This is a genomic window from Kribbella pratensis, from assembly GCF_004365355.1.
Taxonomy (GTDB): Bacteria; Actinomycetota; Actinomycetes; order Propionibacteriales; family Kribbellaceae; genus Kribbella.
Genome location: NZ_SODP01000001.1, coordinates 2,567,897 through 2,583,069 on the forward strand (window position 1 = coordinate 2,567,897; position 15,173 = coordinate 2,583,069).

Here is a 15,173-nt window from a genome sequence, read left to right on the forward strand (position 1 = left end):
GACCTGCTGATCTGGTGTTATGCCAGTCAGCGAGCGTCGGTGCTCGGACGGGTGTGACCGGAGGTGCGATGACGGCAGCGGAACCGATGCCAACTCAGGACGACGTGCTCGGGTACTTCGACACGCTGTCGAACTGGGGCCGGTGGGGCGACGACGACGAGCTCGGCACTCTGAACCACATCACCGACGACGTCCGGCTGGCGGCGGCGCGCGCTGTGCGCCACGGCCGGAGCGTCTCGTGCGCGTGGGAGGTCGCCGTACCGGAAGAGATGGAGCGGTCGACGACGTCGTGCCCGTGCTTCGCCGACTTGCCAGGCGCCGAGAACATGCCGTTGCCCGGATTCCGCAACGACCGGCACTGGGGCTATTCGAACGAGCGGCTCGGCATCCTCTTCCACGGCAACACGATCACCCACCTCGACTCGCCCTGCCACATCTTCTGGGACGGCCAGATGTACAACGGGCGGTCGCACTCGTTGGTCGACGCCACGACGGGATCGGCCTGGGCGGCCGTCACGGCGGCCGCGAACGGGATCGTTACCCGCGGCGTCCTGCTGGACATCGCGAAGGTGCGCGAGGTGCCGTGGCTGGAGGCCGGCCAGGGCGTGTATCCGGAGGATCTCGAGGAGGCCGAGCGCCGGCAGGGCGTGCGAGTGCGGCCCGGCGACGCGGTCCTCCTGCGCACCGGCTACGGCCGAGCCCGGCACGAGACCGGTCCGACCGGCGATTTCACCCAGGCCGGCTGGCACGCGTCCTGCCTGCCGTGGCTGCAGGACCGGGAGGTCGCTCTGATCGGCGCCGACACTCCTCAGGACGTCCAGCCGTCGGGGTACGACGATTTGGCGATGCCGGTCCACACCGTAGGCCTCGCCGCGATGGGCCTGTGGCTCCTCGACAACTGCGACCTCGAGGCATGCGCCACCACAGCCACCGAGCTCAACCAGTGGGACTTCCACCTAACAGTCGCCCCGATCCGCTTCGCCGGCACCTCCGGCAGCCCGGTCAACCCAATCGCCACGTTCTAACGGTCCCTGGCTGAACGGGATGTGCTCAGCTTGCTCTCAGTAACGATGCTCGACACTGGGACGATGCGGGTACTGATTGTCGAGGACGAGGTCCCCCTGGCCGAGACGGTTCGGCACGGGTTGACTGAGGACGGCTTCGTGGTGGAGGTGGTTCACAACGGAGAGGACGCCGTCTGGGCCGCCACCGAGAACGCGTACGACGTCATCGTGCTGGACATCATGTTGCCCAAGCTCAACGGCTACAAGGTGCTCGAAGAGATCCGCGAACGCGGCGTCTGGGCGCCGGTGCTGATGCTGACCGCCAAGGACGGTGAGTACGACCAGACCGACGCCTTCGACCTCGGAGCCGACGACTACCTCACCAAGCCGTTCAGTTTCCTGATTCTGGTCGCCCGTCTCCGCGCGCTGATCCGGCGTGGAGCCCCCGAACGACCGGTCGTCATGACCGCCGGCGACCTCACCCTCGACCCGGTCAAGCGTCGCGTGGAACGCGCCGGCCAGGAGGTCGTGCTGACGCCGCGCGAGTACGGCCTGCTCGCCTACCTGATGCGTCACCGGGGCGAGACGGTCAGCAAGGCCCAGATCCTGGAGAACGTCTGGGACCCGGCCTTCGACGGCGACCCGAACGTCGTCGAGGTCTACATCCGCTACCTCCGCCTGAAACTGGACGCCCCGTTCGGCCGCAACGCCTTCGAAACCATCCGCGGCATGGGCTACCGCCTCGACGCCGATGGCGGCTGAGTCTCACGCACCTCAACAGGCCGGGACCAGGTTGACGTCGAGTACGCCGTCAGGTGCTGGGCCAGCACGTTCGTCCACGTCATCGCCGGATTGTTGTCGTGGTTGAAGGACTGGATTCGCGAGAGCTCCGCCGGGTCGCTCAGCAAGGCGGCTGCGGCTGCGGCCATCTCGGCGTCGCTGTGCACCAACTGGCCCTCGATCCCAGGCCGGACGAACTCTCCGACCCCGCCCGAAGCCATCGCCACCACCGCGAGACCGGCGCATCGGGCTTCGAGCGCTGCCACCCCGAACGACTCGAGCTCCGCGGGCGCGAGGTACACGTCCGCCGAGGCATACAGCTGCTGGATCTCGCAGCGGGTCATCCGCCCCGGCAGGTCGACCCATCCGCTGAGACCACGCCGCCGTACAGCTCGTGCGGCGGCGGCCGTCTGTGGTCCGTCGCCGACGACGACGGCGCGAAGCTCAACCGCGGACGGCACGGCCGCGCGGATCTGCTCGAGGATCCGCAAGGTCGCCAGCGGTCGCTTGCGGCGCACCAGCCTCATCGTGCTCACGATCGTCAACGGATGAGCGGTACGACGATATTGACGCCACAGCGCCGGGTCGACGCCGTTGTGCAGTACGCCGATCGGCCGCTCGGGAAGGAGCTGCCTCAACACCTCCGCGACCGCCTCGCTGACAGCGGACCATTGCGCGTTGCCGACGTACCGGTCGATGCGCGCCAACGGCCAGGGCGTCGAGGCGCTGGGCAACGAGTGCAGCGTCAGGAACGGCCGGTGAGCCAGCCGCGCCGCCTGCCAGGCCAATGGCGACACCAACGAACTGTGGCAATGCACGACATCGAAGCCCGGCAACGAGGACCGCAGCCGATCGACCGCGGCGCCGAGCGGTACGCCGCCGAAGGCGGGCAACCGCACGACCGGGACGTCACCCGCCGACGACGGCCCGTCGGTGATCGTGAAGACCGTCACCTCGTGGCCGGCGCGGATCAGCTGGACGGCGAGGTCGTGCACCTGAAGCTCGATCCCGCCGAGCCGCGGGAGATAGCAGTCACTGACGAGCGCGATCCTCATCCCGCCACTGCCTCGAGCCGTTCACGACCGGTACGACGCCCGAGCCACGACCAGACGGCCAGCATCACGCCACCGACCGGGATCTCCATCAGATAGGTGAATCCGCGGAACAACAGCATCCCCGCCGCGACGCCGGCCGGATCGCCGCCGAGCGCGACGAGCGCAGCAGTCGTCCCGACCTCGACCACACCGGCGCTGCCCGGTGTGATCGGCACCAAGGTCAGCAGGCGTTCCACCGCAAGCGCAGTGAAAAGAACAGGAACACCGACCGGGACGTGTAACACCTGAAAACAGAGCCACAACAGGGCGAGCTGCAGCACCAGGTACGCCAGCATGCCACCAGTCATCGGCTGCCATCCGGTGCGTATCAGCCGGAGGATCAGCTGTCGCAAGGCCGGCAGCCGCTCCTCGAGGCGGGTGCGCCGGATCACGCTGGCCGCCTTGTCCAGAAGGCCGCCGACGACAACCGCCGCTCGCTCGTCGGCAAGGATCCAGATACCTGCCGCGACGAACACCGGCACCGGCAGGAACAACAGAGTCGCCGAATCGAAGGCCGAACCACTGTGCAGGATCGGCACGAGTCCCAGCGCCAGCGCGATCACGCCGAGCTTGGACGCGACGTTCAGCAACGTGGTCACGGCGAGGAACCCACCGAACGAATTCGAGCTGAAGCCCCAACGCCGAACCATCGTGAAGTTGAGCGCCGTGCCGACCGCACCGCCGAGCGGGAGCACGTTCGCGACCGCGCTTCCGGTCAAGCTCAGCGTGAGTCCACGCCGTTTCGTCAGTCCCGGCAGGGACGCGGCCAGGACGAACGAATGAGCCCACAGCCCCGCGATCCACACAAACGTCAGCAGCGCCAACGATCCCACCGAGACGCGGCCGATGACAGCTCCGACCTCGGTCCAGGTCGCGCCGACCGCTCGTGGCAGCAGGACCACCAACGCGGCCGTGATCAACCCGCTCAGGGCGGAGGTCACCAACCTCCGGCGTCGCGTGCGGTCCATCGTCACTCCAGGCCGCTGTTCGATATGCCTCATCGGTCCCAGCCTGGTGTCCCGGCGCTGAGAGGGTGCTGAGAGCAACTAGCCCGATCACGGTCGACGTGTCAGTCTCGTAGCGTGGCCGGACCCTTCACCCTCGTGGCCTTCCACGCGCACCCGGACGACGAGGCCCTGCTGATGGGCGGGACCCTGGCCAGGCTCGCTGCGGAAGGACATCGCGTCGTACTCGCGGTCGCCACCGACGGCGAGGCCGGTGCGGCCGCCGAGGCCTACCGATCCGGTGGCGGACTGGCGGCAAACCGGCGCAGCGAACTGGAACGATCAGCTGCGGCGCTGGGCTGCGCACGGTTGGTGCGCTTCGGTTTCAAGGACTCCGGATCGGCCGGGCCACGGATCGTAGGGGGCTTCAGCACCCTCGCCGTCGAGGAGGCGGCCGAGCCGCTGATCCAGCTGCTGCGGGAAGAACAGGCCGACGCGCTCACCATCTACGATCCGGCCGGTGGCTACGGTCACCCGGACCACCGCCAGGTCCACGCGGTGGGTACCCATGCCGCATCCCGGGCCGGCACCCGATTGGTGCTTGAGGCAACGATCGACCGCCGCCTGATCCGGCGGCTGATCCGCGTCGTGGCAGCGATCCCCGGCGTACTGCCCGACGTCTCGGTTGACGCCTACGATCACGCCTACTCCCCCAGCACGGCGATCACTCATCGGGTCGACGTACGCCGTTATCTGCGGCAGAAACGCGCATCGTTCGAGGCGCATGCCAGCCAGGCGAGCTCCGACGAGGGAGCGCGCACCCTTGCGCTGCTGCTGAGGTTGCCGCGATGGCTGTTCGCGTCGATGCTGGGCCGGGAGTGGTACGTCGAACACGGGCGCCGGCCGGGCAAGCCGCTCGACGACGTCTTCGCGTCGTTGCGTTGATCGACTTTCTCAGCCGACGCTCAGCAACCGTCTACCACACTGGACATCGGTAGGGCAAGCACAGGTTGGAGCCGAGTTGCCAGTACTGCGCAGCGCGATCTCGAGGCTGCGTCGCGCCAGCGTTCGGAGTAGGTCGACCGCGGCCGCTGTCGTCGTCGTCGCCGTCGCGATGGCCTTGGGTGCGAGCCTGCTTCTGCTCCTGCTGCAGCGAGCACTCATCACCACGGTCTCCGACGCCGCGGACGGGCGCGCGGACGACGTTGCCGCACAGGTCTCGCAAGTAGGAATCGCGGCGCTCAGCATCGATCTCGCCAAGACGACGAGGTCGAGTCAGATCGTGCAGGTGCTGGACAGCTCCAGGCAGGTCGTCGCCGCGTCGTCGGCCAGGGCCGAGCCCGCGGCGCTCACGCAGCTCAGACCTGCTGCCGACACCGTTCAACGTGCTGAGGTCGGCGAGATGCCGCTCTTCGACGACGACCACGATTTCCTCATCGTCGCGCGTGGCGTCGAGTACGGCGGTCAGACCTATACGGTCGTGGTCGCATCGTCGGTCGCGACCCAGCGGGCGACGGTTGCCACCGTGACGGAGTACCTGGCGATCGGCTTCCCGGTGCTCCTGGTCGTGGTCGGAGCCGCGGGCTGGATGCTGACCGGCCGCGCGCTGGGGCCGGTCGAGCGCATCCGTAGGCGGGTGCGGGGCATCGAATCCAGCGACCTGACCGAGCGCGTGCCGGTGCCGCAGACGGACGACGAGATCGCCCGGCTGGCTGCGACGATGAACGCGATGCTGGACCGGTTGCAGGCCGGTCAGGCCACCCAGCGTGCCTTCGTCGCCGATGCCAGCCACGAACTGAGATCTCCCCTCGCGACGGTCGCCGCCGGCCTGGACGTCATCGAGCCGTCGGCACGTGGCCAGGCCTGGGAGGAACTCCATCGGTTGATGAAGGGCGAGGCGGAGCGGATGCGCAGGCTCGTGGAGAACCTGCTCCTGCTCGCGAAGGCCGACGACGCGGCGTTGCCGATGCACCGCACCGACGTCGACCTGGACGACCTGGTCGACACGGAGATCCTGCGACTGCGGGAAGCCAAGCGGCTCAAGGTGCTCTCCGACGTGCAGCCGGTGCGGGTCGTCGGCGATCCGCTGCGGCTGAGTCAAGTGATCCGCAACCTGGTCGACAACGCCGCGACGGCTGCGCACAGCACGGTACGACTCAGCACCAGCGAGCGCGACGGTACGGCGGTTGTCACCGTCGAGGACGACGGCGACGGGATCCCCGCGGGCGATCGTCTGCGCGTCTTCGAGCGGTTCGTCCGCCTCGACACCAGCCGGGCCCGGGCCAGCGGAGGCTCGGGCCTCGGCCTGTCGATCGTCCAGGAGATCATCAAGGCCCACCAGGGAACCGTCACCCTGACCGCCGCCGCGACCGGCGGCACCACGGCCACGGTCACGCTACCGTTGCCATAGGCACCCCGAAGGCTGTGAGTCTCTTGTCACGACGAATGTTGCTCGGCCTGCTGGTGATCGTCCTCGGGGCGATCGCCTTCGCCGTACAGGCCGATGCCGCCGTCGAAGGTGACGGCCTCGCGGCGTTCGACCCCCGGTTGACCGAGGACTTCGTCGCCCACCGCACGGCGGTCCTCAGCAAGGTTGCGCAGACCATCACCTTCTTCGGCCAGGTGGCGGTCCTCACCGGACTCACCGTGGTCGTTTGCGCGCTGCTGAGGATCCTGACCCGGCGCTGGCGGCCGGCCGTCATCCTGGCTGTCGGGATGGCCGGCGCGGCAGGCCTCACCTACGGACTCAAGGTCCTGATCGGACGTCACCGGCCCGATTCGAGCCTGGTGATCGGCACCATCGACACCGGTTTCTCGTTCCCGTCGGGCCACACCCTCAGCTCCACGGTCTTCTTCGTGCTGCTCGCCGCGCTGCTCTGGTACTCGAAGGTCTCCAGGAAGATCAAGATCGCCGGTGCGATCGCGGCGGTGGTGCTGAGCATCGCGATGGGACTCAGTCGCGTCTACCTCGGCTACCACTGGGCGACCGACGTCCTGGCCGGCTGGACGGTGGCGCTGACCTGGCTGTGCCTGATCGGAACCGCGATCCATGTGATCGACGCCCGCCGCGACCGCAGGCAGTCCGCTTGAACCTGTGGGCGGCCTATTCGGCGAACTTCTCGTGCGCGGCCATCGCCGCGCCCACGATGCCCGCGTTGTTGAGCAGTTGAGCCGGTTTCACCGGCGTGGAGAGCTCGAGCAGCGGCACCCATTTGTCGGCGTACTTGCTGACTCCGCCGCCGACCACGAACAGATCGGGGGTGAAGAGGTTCTCCACGTGGCGCAGGTACCGCTGCACCCGCTTGGCCCACTGTTTGTACGACAGATCCTCGTTGTCCTTCGCCGCCGAGGAGGCCTTCTTCTCCGCGTCGTGCCCGTCCAGCTCGAGGTGACCGAGCTCGGTGTTGGGCACGAGCTGACCGTCGAGCAGCAGAGCGCTGCCGATGCCGGTGCCGAAGGTGAGCAGGATGACCACGCCGTCGACGCCTCTGGCCGCGCCGAAGCGGGCCTCGGCGATGCCGGCCGCGTCCGCGTCGTTGAGCACGGTCACCTCGCAGCCGGTGGCGTCGGTGAGGACCTTGTCGACATCGGTGCCGATCCAGCTCTTGTCGACGTTCGCGGCAGTCTTGGCCACCCCATGCTGGATGACGGCCGGGAACGTCGCACCGAGCTCACCGGTCCACCCTGCTTCCTTGACCAGCCGGGCCACGACTTCGGCGACGGACCCCGGGGTGGAAGGGTTGGGCGTGAGGTATTTCACCCGTTGCGTGGCCAGGTCGCCTCTCTCGAGATCGACGACGGCGCCCTTGATCCCGCTGCCGCCGATGTCGATCCCGAAAGCGGTCGACGTCCTGATCCTGGGCACCTGATCTCTCCCCTCGTCCGCCGCTGTCACACCGGTTCGGCGTGCTCGCCGCCGCCGAGCAGCTCGGCACGGCAGGCCACCGGCACGTATCGACCGTACAGGCTCGCCCGCTGTCAGCGCCGCACGGCACGTGTCAGAGGCGCGGTGTGCGGGGTCAGTTGCGGCCCAGGAAGATCGGGTTGGTCAGGGCTGCCATCGGGCCGAAGGTGAGACCTGGGTCCATCGAGGTGTGGCCGGGGGTGCCATCGGCGAGGGGGTGGCGGACCTCGGCGCGGACGAACGCGGACGCCTGCGGAGTGGTCAGCCAGGTGACCGTGCCGGCCCCGGTGCTGTCGAGGCTGCTCTGGAGCATCTGGCCTTCATCGGTCAGGATCCGCACGGTGCCGTTGGGTACGCCGCTGACCTGCAGGCGGACCGTGACCTGCTCGCCGGGCTGGGCCGCCAGGCGCTCGCCGATCCCGGCTTTGCGTCCGTACGCCGAGGTCGCCGTGAACTCGAGCTCGACGGCAGCTGACCCAGCAATCCACGACCGCCCTGCCCGCAGGCCGGCCAGGACCGCGTCCTTGGTCAGATCATCCGCGAGTACGACGTTGTGCGGCAGGCCGATCACGTTGCCGGGGTTGTGCGCATCGCTGTTACCCATCGCGGGCAACCAGCGCTTCTTCTCCCGTACCGCGGCCGCCAGCAGATTCGCCCAGGTGGAAACCGCGGCGTCGTCGTCCCAGCCCCACGGGCCGGTCCACACCTCGGTCGCGTCGAGGCCCTCGAATCCGAACTTCCACTCGCTGGCGATCCACGGGCAGTACAGGTGGGCCGACACGCACAGACCTCCGGCCCGATGGACCTGCTGCTGGATCCGGTCGAAGACGCCGTCGCGCGCCCGGAACCGCCAATCCACCCACTGACCGGGCTGCGTGCCCAGAGCCAGCCAGTGGCCGTTGCGCGTCGTGACCTCCTCTCCGGTCACGATCAGCAGGTCGTCACCGGCGTACGGGCCCCACGCACCGTGCGAGGCGTTGGTGTTGTGATCGGTGGACACGATGAAATCCAGCCCGGCCGCGCGGGCGCCGGCCGCGACATCGGCCGGCAGGTTCCGTCCGTCGGAGTACACGGTGTGCAGGTGGCAGTCGCCGCGGTACCAGTCCCGGCCGCGGCCCTTCGCCCTGGTCGGCGGGTACGCCGGGATGTACTTCGGGCCGGGATCGCCGTACGTGAGCGTGACCTCGACGTGGTAGTCCATGCCCTGCGGGGCCACCTGGTACGGGCCGAGGACGATGTGCCACGTTCCGGGCATCACGTCACCGGGCAGATATCCGGGGGTGGCTTCGGAGCGGCTGACGCTGAACCCGGTGCGGAAACCGCCGGACCAGCCGCGGAAGCCGGGCCCGCCGAAGTCGAAACCGCGCGCGTCGAAGATCCCGATGTCACACGAGTTGCCCGGCGTACCGGCCGGAACCGCCGGCTTGGAGTAGCTGTAGCTGACCGAGATCTGCTGAACGCCTCGCGGGACGTTGACCGGAAGGTAGACGAAGTCGGTCGGCCCGCGCGATCTGCCCGTCGACCACCTGCGTCTTGGTACCGGTGGCGGCAGCCGCGAAACTCATCGGCGCCAGCGCGATGATCGTGCCGGTGCCTGCTGCGGCCAGCAGGCCTCTCCTGGTGATGGCGGTCATGGCAACGTCGGTCATGAGGGAAACCAAGCACTCCACAGCGTCCGGCAGGCAACGTCCACATGACCGCAACCCAAACCCGGACCGCTCACCACCCCGGTGGTATCAATGACATGTTTCAACTACTTGGTCCGATCGCCTCTGGAGGCACACGTTGAGCAACGCCGACATCGTCATCGCCGCGCTCCGCAGCGGCTACGAACGGCTCGCGGAGTTGGTGACGAACTTCGACGACGACGCCCTGGCCGGCCCGTCGGCAGCCGCCGAGTGGGACATCGCGCAGGTGCTGAGTCACCTCGGCAGTGGCGCGGAGATCATGACCAATACGATCCAGCTCACGCTCGACGGCAAGCCCGCCGCCGGCAGCGACTTCAACCAGAACGTCTGGGCCCGGTGGGACTCGTCATCGCGCCAGGAGCAGGCCGCCGGCTTCCTGGTCTGGAACGAGAAGCTCACGACGTTGTTCGAGTCGCTGAGCGACGACCAGCGTGAGAATCTCCGCATCGAGCTCGGCTACCTGCCGGCGCCCGCCGACGTGGCGACGGTCGCCCGCATGCGCCTGAGCGAGCTCACCTATCACTCGTGGGATGTCCGCAGTGCGTCCGACCCGGGGGCGACGCTCGACGCTGACGCCGTGCCGCAGATGTTCCAGAGCACCTTGGACCTCAGCTGGATCAGCAAGCCGGCCAACCTCAACGGCGAGCGAGCCGTGCTGACGGTTACCACCACCGATCCGGCAACCGAGTTCTCGCTCCGACTCGACGACCCGGTCAGCATCGACCCGACTCCCGCGGACGATGCCGACGGATCGCTGACCCTGCCCGCAGAGTCCTGGCTACGGCTCATCGCGGGCCGGCTCGCGCCGGACCACACCCCAGCCACACTCGAGCTCACCGGCCCGATCACCCTCGCCACGCTCCGCCAGGTCTTCCCGGGCTACTGATCTCCGTAGTCGGGGACCTGGATCTCGACGCCGCCCCGGAGCGCCGACTGGTGGGCGCAGATTCCCGGGGCGGTCCAGGTCGCCGCAGTCCGCGCGTCCACCCTGGGTGCGCGGTTCTCGACGATGCTCGACACGAACTCGTGGACGAGATGCGGGTGTGAGCCGCCGTGACCGCCGTCGGCGAACCTGCGCAGCGGCTCGGGCAGCAACTCCGGCGCGCCGGCAGGCTCGACGTCCACCTCAGCAACCGCACGGCCGCGACGCCCCTCGATCAGAGGTTGCAGCGAGAACTCCTTCATCGGCCCGCCCTCGAGCTGCGGCCACTCCAGCGCACCCTCGTCGCCGTACACCGAGAAGCCTTCGAGATAACTGCGGCCGAGCTGGAAGAACGACATCGTCACGTTGGCGACCAGGTCGTCGTCGCCGCTCAACTTGAACAACGCGGCCTCGGTGCCGAACCCCTCTCCCGCGACGCCGATGTGGTCCGGTGTGAGCCGGCTCGATCCGAGGCAGCGGACCGACTCCACGCGGGTGTCCGCGAGCGCCAGTGCGGGTGAGAGCGCGTGCGTGACGTAGTGCATGGGCGGATAACCACGCCAGTACTCCGGAAAGCCGTCGAGGTTCTGCAGGTGATCGCCCTTGAAGTACGTCAGCCGACCGAGCTTCCCGGACTCGAGCAAATGCCTGGCGTGGAAGAACTCCCGCGAGTACACCGCGGTCTCCATCATCATGTAGTTGCGCTGGGCACCTTCCTGCGCCGTGATCAGCGCGTCGAAGTCCTCCAGCGTCGTTGCCATCGGCACCGCTGACGCACAATGCCGGCCGGACCTCAGCACCTGGAGCACCTGCTCGGCGTGGAAGCGCACGGGTGTCAGCAGGTGTACGGCGTCCCAGCCGGACGAGGCCAGCGCATCATCGAGGGTCGGGAACGTGTCCCTGATCCCCCGCCGCTGCGCGACTGTCGTCGTTCGCGCGAGATCCGTGTCGACGATCGCGACCCGGCCGACCTCGGGGTGGGCCTGGTAGATCGGCACAAAGTCGGCACCGAAGCCGAGTCCGACCACAATCACATCCACGCCGGCTCCTCAGGAGTAGAACCGAGACCGCCGGAACTGTGCGTGGCTTCCGGCGGTCTCGCAGTCGGACTACGGCCTATTGTGGCCAATCGGCCTCCGTCACCACGCCCCCGGTGACATCGACGGTCAGCTGCACGGGCCCATCGGGACGCACGTACAGCTCGTAGTTCCCCTGTGGGACCTCGAAGAAGACTGCTGAGTGGACAATCTCCCCGTCCGGTGAGGGCCGCGGCACCACCGCGACGTGCGGCAGCGCGTGACTGTGTCCATGCCCATGCCCATGGGCGTGCCGTCCGGCGTGGGTGCTGGCGAAGTCGCCCGGGCGGAGTTCGATCTCCTCGCCCTCCAGCACTGCCGGCAGGGTGACGACCAGGGCGCCGATGTCTCCGCCGATATCCAGTAGGACGGAGGATCCTTTACCCGCGTGGGGGTTCTCGACGGTGCTCATCAGGCGGCCGGGGTTCCGGGCTTGGACTGGTAGCCGCCGGCCGGAGTGCCGAGGTACGGGAACGACGTCAGGTAGTCCGAGTTCGTGTTCGACGTACCGTCCTTGATCGCGGCAGACGCCGCATCGGGCTTGAACGACGGGTCCACCAGCGGGATCGTCAGCCCCGCAACCGCACGAAGTTCGACGGTGACCACGTCGTCGAAGACCCGGCGACCGTTCGGGAACCCGGCCGCGTCACCGGCGACCAGGCCGAGCGGGTTCGGCGATTTTGCCGGCGGGACCGCGACGTTCAGCCGCAACAGGTCGGCCTGCACCGGTCCGGTGTAGTTCTGGAACCCGGGGACGACGCCCTTCGGGATGCCGGTGAGCAGGATCGCCGCCAGGTCGGCACGCGACTTCTTGTACGCCGCGAGGTTCGGAAACACGCCCGGGTACAGGACCGGGAGCAGACCGGCGAGCTCGGGTTTGGTGACGTAGCCGGCGAACCGCTTGTCGCCGTACGGAGCCTGGCTGTTCCACTTGTCCTTCTCGGCCATCGGCACGATGACCTCGTTGAACAACGGGTTCCCGAGCCGGGAGACCTGCTTGTACGGGCCGTGCCACGTCGGGATCCCCCGCACGTCGTCGAGGATCTTCGACGCCCGGCGACTGGCCGATGCATAGACACCGATCACCGCCTTCGGATCCAGTACGCCGGCCGGCTTCCGCCCGTCGCGGGTGAGATCGGTGATCGGGACCTGCAACGCGATCGTGTGCACGTTCGATCCCTGCAGGCCGTTGACGCCCATCGCCGCGGCCGACGGAATCAAGTGAGCCATCTGGAACGGCCGCAGCGTGCCGAGGTCGAAGATGCTGCCGAGGTCGGCGAAGAACCCGTCGGCGCGCTGCCCCGCGAAGACCTTGCGGTGGGTGCCGATCGTGTGGATCGCCTGCCCGGCGAGCTTCGCGTAGTTCGGCGTACTGCGGATGCCGACGTTCACCGGCGGAGCCGCCAGGTTGCGCGCCAGGATCCGCGACCGGCCGTGCTCCACCCGCGTGACCGAGTAGTACTGCGGACGGTTCCAGGTCTGATCGGAGATCGAGCTGATCGGACCGGTGTTGTACAGGAAGGTCTTCTTGTTCCTGATCTCGGCGTGGAAGCGGAACTGGTAGCTGATGTCCGCCCGGCCGGTGCCGGTGTTGGAGATGTGGATCTCGTACAGGACGTCGTCGCCGAACTCGTAGAAGTTCGGCCCGCCGTACGGGTTCTGGAACGGGATGAAGTTGGCGATCAGCGTCACCGTGTCCGGCTTGTCCGGGCTGACGAACGCGTAGACATCGGTGTTGTCGGCGACCGGGTCCTTCGAGATTTCGGGTGCTTCGCGGTGCGAAGACATGACTGTTCCTCCAGTGAAAGCGTCGGTGTGAATTCCGGGAGAGCCGCGGCAATCGGGCCCGTAGCGCGGCTCAGGCCGTGGCCACACCGGCCAGGCGGGCGGCCAGTTCGCGATCGGTCAGGAGGACCTCGCGGTCGCCGACCAGAATCGCCAGCTCACCCGACTTGACGTCTTTCACGTGGACGACGAACGACTCGGCCGTCGCCAGATCAGCCGCCTGCAACTCGTCCCCACCCGCGGCCGCCCCCGGCCGCTCGCCGAGGATCTTCGGAACCGCCACAGCACCGACCGCTGCCGCGGTCCCTGCGCCGGCGAACACCAGGAACCCCCGGCGTGTTGCGTCACTCATGTCTGTCCCTTCCCTCTCACGAGCGCCGGCACCGACTGCCATCTGCGACCCAGTCGCAGATCATGTGATCCGGATCACATCACCGCTCGAGAGGTGTTCGCCGCCGCCGCACGGCCGGATGGGTCGGACAGCTCAATGAGGCCAGGAGGAGGGGGCGCGGGGTCAGATGGGCAGCGGGTCGTAGTTGGCGCCGAAGGGGGCGTCCGGGCGTGCGAACTCGCCCATCAGGGCGCGCCTGAGGGGTGTGGTGCGCTCCAGGAACTCGGGGTCGTTGCTGAGACGGTCGGCGGGACGAACCCACGGGGGGCTGTAGACGTAGTGGGTCGTGAAGCGGTCGTAGTCGCCGTCGTGGCGGAAGGTTCGGTGCCAGACTCCGTTGTGGAAGACCAGGGCGGCACCGGCCTCGGCACACACGACATGGCCGATCGCGATGTCTCCCTTGTTCTGACGGATCGAGTCAGGCAGCGGGACGCGAGAGCGGTGGCTGCCGGGGATCAGTTCCATGTTGCCAAGGCCGGGCACGGTCTGGTCGGTCAGCAGGTACGACACCCGGAGCTGGATCAGTGGGACCGGATATCCCAGTTCCTTGAAGTCGAAGGCGGACGATCCGTCCTGGTGCCAGCCGCCGTTCCCGCCGTGTGCCGGCTGCATGGTGTTCCAGCCGGCCTGCAGCACGAAGCGATCGCCGAGCAGACCCTGCACCTTCGGGAGCACGTCAGGATGATCGATCAACCGCTCCAGCGCCGGCTCGCTCTCGTAGGTGCGGCCGATCTGCCCGAACTCGCGGTCGCGGCTCTGGTGCAGACGCTGCGAGACGTCGTACGCCTCGGCGGCTTCCTCCTTGGTCAGGACGTTGGGAATCAGGAAGTAGCCCCACGACTCGAAGATGAAGCGGTCGGTCTCGGTCAGCTGACCTTTGCCCACGACGGGATCAAGCATCACTGTGTCCTCTTCGTCAGGTAGTGGAAGCGATTCCAATCCTGCCGAGGTCCGGTCCGCGGTCGCGCGGGCTGTGCGCGTGTCGTTCCGATCGAGGCCGGAAACGGCCAGAACTGGTCAGGAACCGGTCAGGAACCGGTCAGGAACGGTCAGGCCCGTTTCTCCGCGAGGAGCTTCAGGCGCCGGAGGGCCTCGGCGTTCCGCGGGTGCAGCATCGCGTCGGCGACCGCCGACGGCAGCAGGGCGACCGGTCCGCTGACCGGCTTCTCGGTCATCACCAGCCGGCACCCACCCGATTCCTCCTGTGCCCGGAACTCCACCTCGCCGTGGCCGGCCGGCCACGCCCGGACCTGCAGCCGCAGCCGGCGCAGGGGCTCGTACTCGAGCGACGTCGTCGTGTCGTCCAACAGGAGCGGCCAAGCGCCGACCGAGTGATGGATCCGGCCGCCCGGCTCGGGCCACGGCGGGTCCACGTCCCTGATCCGGGACGCACCCACCACCCACGCGGCGTACGACCAGCCGTCGGTGAGAATCGCGAACACGTCTTCGACGCTCGCCTCGATCAGACACTCGTTCTCGCTCATGCCGGGACAGGTACCCAGCTCTCCCCCGGTTGACCGGCGAGTCACCGCGGCCGACTCAAGCCCCTGGACACACCGACGGCGTTTGAGCGCGGGCCGGTCGG

Annotated in this window: 17 protein-coding genes; 6 read left to right on the forward strand and 11 right to left on the reverse strand. The window is 68.2% G+C overall.

Translation table 11 applies throughout. From position 1 onward, the window contains the following. Window positions 1-68: 68 nt before the first annotated feature. Both EV653_RS12150 and EV653_RS12155 read left to right on the forward strand, forming a co-directional pair. Window positions 69-1,025: a cyclase family protein gene (locus tag EV653_RS12150; RefSeq protein ID WP_202871562.1), complete on the forward strand. Its 957-nt coding sequence runs from the start codon at window positions 69-71 to the stop codon at window positions 1,023-1,025. A 63-nt stretch (window positions 1,026-1,088) separates the two neighbouring features. Next, entirely contained in the window at window positions 1,089-1,766 is a 678-nt protein-coding gene (locus EV653_RS12155; RefSeq protein ID WP_134101665.1) for a response regulator transcription factor, read from the forward strand. Here EV653_RS12155 and EV653_RS12160 read toward each other — a convergent pair. Further along, window positions 1,739-2,839: a glycosyltransferase family 4 protein gene (locus tag EV653_RS12160; protein WP_134101668.1), complete on the reverse strand. Its 1,101-nt coding sequence runs from the start codon at window positions 2,837-2,839 to the stop codon at window positions 1,739-1,741. The two genes, EV653_RS12155 and EV653_RS12160, sit on opposite strands and share 28 nt — an antisense overlap. Then, window positions 2,836-3,879, reverse strand: coding sequence for a lysylphosphatidylglycerol synthase transmembrane domain-containing protein (locus EV653_RS12165; protein WP_134101671.1), 1,044 nt, complete (start codon window positions 3,877-3,879; stop codon window positions 2,836-2,838). The genes EV653_RS12160 and EV653_RS12165 overlap by 4 nt, the downstream gene beginning before the upstream one ends. An 81-nt stretch (window positions 3,880-3,960) precedes the next feature. On the opposite strand from EV653_RS12165, the gene EV653_RS12170 reads away from it, so the two are divergent. The 3 genes from EV653_RS12170 to EV653_RS12180 all read left to right on the forward strand — a co-directional run bounded on the left by EV653_RS12170 (window position 3,961) and on the right by EV653_RS12180 (window position 6,912). Next, window positions 3,961-4,767 (forward strand): PIG-L deacetylase family protein, encoded by an 807-nt coding sequence (locus tag EV653_RS12170; RefSeq protein WP_238159684.1) that lies wholly within the window; start codon window positions 3,961-3,963, stop codon window positions 4,765-4,767. A 76-nt stretch (window positions 4,768-4,843) separates the two neighbouring features. After that, the gene (locus EV653_RS12175) at window positions 4,844-6,232 is read left to right on the forward strand and encodes a sensor histidine kinase (protein ID WP_134101674.1); all 1,389 of its coding nucleotides are present in this window, start codon (window positions 4,844-4,846) and stop codon (window positions 6,230-6,232) included. Between the two features lie 14 nt (window positions 6,233-6,246). Beyond that, entirely contained in the window at window positions 6,247-6,912 is a 666-nt protein-coding gene (locus tag EV653_RS12180; RefSeq protein ID WP_134101677.1) for a phosphatase PAP2 family protein, read from the forward strand. A gap of 13 nt (window positions 6,913-6,925) precedes the next feature. Here EV653_RS12180 and ppgK read toward each other — a convergent pair whose 3' ends face one another. The 3 genes from ppgK to EV653_RS41650 all read right to left on the reverse strand — a co-directional run bounded on the left by ppgK (window position 6,926) and on the right by EV653_RS41650 (window position 9,375). After that, window positions 6,926-7,687 (reverse strand): polyphosphate--glucose phosphotransferase, encoded by a 762-nt coding sequence (ppgK, locus tag EV653_RS12185; RefSeq protein ID WP_238159685.1) that lies wholly within the window; start codon window positions 7,685-7,687, stop codon window positions 6,926-6,928. Window positions 7,688-7,841: 154 nt separating this feature from the next. Further along, on the reverse strand, window positions 7,842-8,981 hold the full coding sequence (locus EV653_RS12190; RefSeq protein ID WP_202871563.1) for a CehA/McbA family metallohydrolase: 1,140 nt from the start codon (window positions 8,979-8,981) through the stop codon (window positions 7,842-7,844). Between the two features lie 130 nt (window positions 8,982-9,111). Beyond that, on the reverse strand, window positions 9,112-9,375 hold the full coding sequence (locus EV653_RS41650) for a hypothetical protein (protein ID WP_202871564.1): 264 nt from the start codon (window positions 9,373-9,375) through the stop codon (window positions 9,112-9,114). A gap of 136 nt (window positions 9,376-9,511) precedes the next feature. On the opposite strand from EV653_RS41650, the gene EV653_RS12195 reads away from it, so the two are divergent. Beyond that, window positions 9,512-10,300, forward strand: a complete 789-nt coding sequence (locus EV653_RS12195; RefSeq protein WP_134101679.1) for a maleylpyruvate isomerase family mycothiol-dependent enzyme — start codon at window positions 9,512-9,514, stop codon at window positions 10,298-10,300. Here EV653_RS12195 and EV653_RS12200 read toward each other — a convergent pair. From EV653_RS12200 to EV653_RS12225, 6 genes are all read right to left on the reverse strand, one after another. Continuing rightward, window positions 10,294-11,376 (reverse strand): Gfo/Idh/MocA family protein, encoded by a 1,083-nt coding sequence (locus EV653_RS12200; protein WP_134101681.1) that lies wholly within the window; start codon window positions 11,374-11,376, stop codon window positions 10,294-10,296. The genes EV653_RS12195 and EV653_RS12200 overlap by 7 nt on opposite strands. 76 nt (window positions 11,377-11,452) lie before the next feature. Further along, window positions 11,453-11,824, reverse strand: coding sequence for a hypothetical protein (locus tag EV653_RS12205; RefSeq protein WP_134101684.1), 372 nt, complete (start codon window positions 11,822-11,824; stop codon window positions 11,453-11,455). After that, entirely contained in the window at window positions 11,824-13,200 is a 1,377-nt protein-coding gene (locus EV653_RS12210; RefSeq protein ID WP_134101687.1) for a DUF4331 domain-containing protein, read from the reverse strand. Before EV653_RS12210 ends, EV653_RS12205 begins: the two co-directional genes overlap by 1 nt. A 70-nt stretch (window positions 13,201-13,270) precedes the next feature. Beyond that, the gene (locus EV653_RS12215; RefSeq protein WP_134101690.1) at window positions 13,271-13,549 is read right to left on the reverse strand and encodes a twin-arginine translocation signal domain-containing protein; all 279 of its coding nucleotides are present in this window, start codon (window positions 13,547-13,549) and stop codon (window positions 13,271-13,273) included. Window positions 13,550-13,711: 162 nt separating this feature from the next. Next, window positions 13,712-14,488 carry a phytanoyl-CoA dioxygenase family protein gene (locus EV653_RS12220; RefSeq protein WP_134101693.1) on the reverse strand — a complete coding sequence of 259 codons (777 nt, stop codon included), beginning with the start codon at window positions 14,486-14,488 and terminating at the stop codon, window positions 13,712-13,714. A 149-nt stretch (window positions 14,489-14,637) separates the two neighbouring features. Further along, a complete protein-coding gene (locus EV653_RS12225; protein WP_134101696.1) occupies window positions 14,638-15,072 on the reverse strand; it encodes an SRPBCC family protein in 435 nt (144 codons plus the stop codon). Window positions 15,073-15,173 lie beyond the last annotated feature (101 nt).

What these genes read in the sequence shown, in the direction of transcription:
- EV653_RS41650 (WP_202871564.1), bottom strand. Translation starts at nt 9,375, where the DNA reads ATGACCGACGTTGCCATGACCGCCATCACCAGGAGAGGCCTGCTGGCC.
- EV653_RS12190 (WP_202871563.1), bottom strand. Translation starts at nt 8,981, where the DNA reads ATGCCCGGAACGTGGCACATCGTCCTCGGCCCGTACCAGGTGGCCCCG.
- EV653_RS12205 (WP_134101684.1), bottom strand. Translation starts at nt 11,824, where the DNA reads ATGAGCACCGTCGAGAACCCCCACGCGGGTAAAGGATCCTCCGTCCTA.
- EV653_RS12150 (WP_202871562.1), top strand. Translation starts at nt 69, where the DNA reads ATGACGGCAGCGGAACCGATGCCAACTCAGGACGACGTGCTCGGGTAC.
- EV653_RS12160 (WP_134101668.1), bottom strand. Translation starts at nt 2,839, where the DNA reads ATGAGGATCGCGCTCGTCAGTGACTGCTATCTCCCGCGGCTCGGCGGG.
- EV653_RS12215 (WP_134101690.1), bottom strand. Translation starts at nt 13,549, where the DNA reads ATGAGTGACGCAACACGCCGGGGGTTCCTGGTGTTCGCCGGCGCAGGG.
- EV653_RS12210 (WP_134101687.1), bottom strand. Translation starts at nt 13,200, where the DNA reads ATGTCTTCGCACCGCGAAGCACCCGAAATCTCGAAGGACCCGGTCGCC.
- EV653_RS12155 (WP_134101665.1), top strand. Translation starts at nt 1,089, where the DNA reads ATGCGGGTACTGATTGTCGAGGACGAGGTCCCCCTGGCCGAGACGGTT.
- EV653_RS12220 (WP_134101693.1), bottom strand. Translation starts at nt 14,488, where the DNA reads ATGCTTGATCCCGTCGTGGGCAAAGGTCAGCTGACCGAGACCGACCGC.
- EV653_RS12165 (WP_134101671.1), bottom strand. Translation starts at nt 3,879, where the DNA reads ATGAGGCATATCGAACAGCGGCCTGGAGTGACGATGGACCGCACGCGA.
- EV653_RS12225 (WP_134101696.1), bottom strand. Translation starts at nt 15,072, where the DNA reads ATGAGCGAGAACGAGTGTCTGATCGAGGCGAGCGTCGAAGACGTGTTC.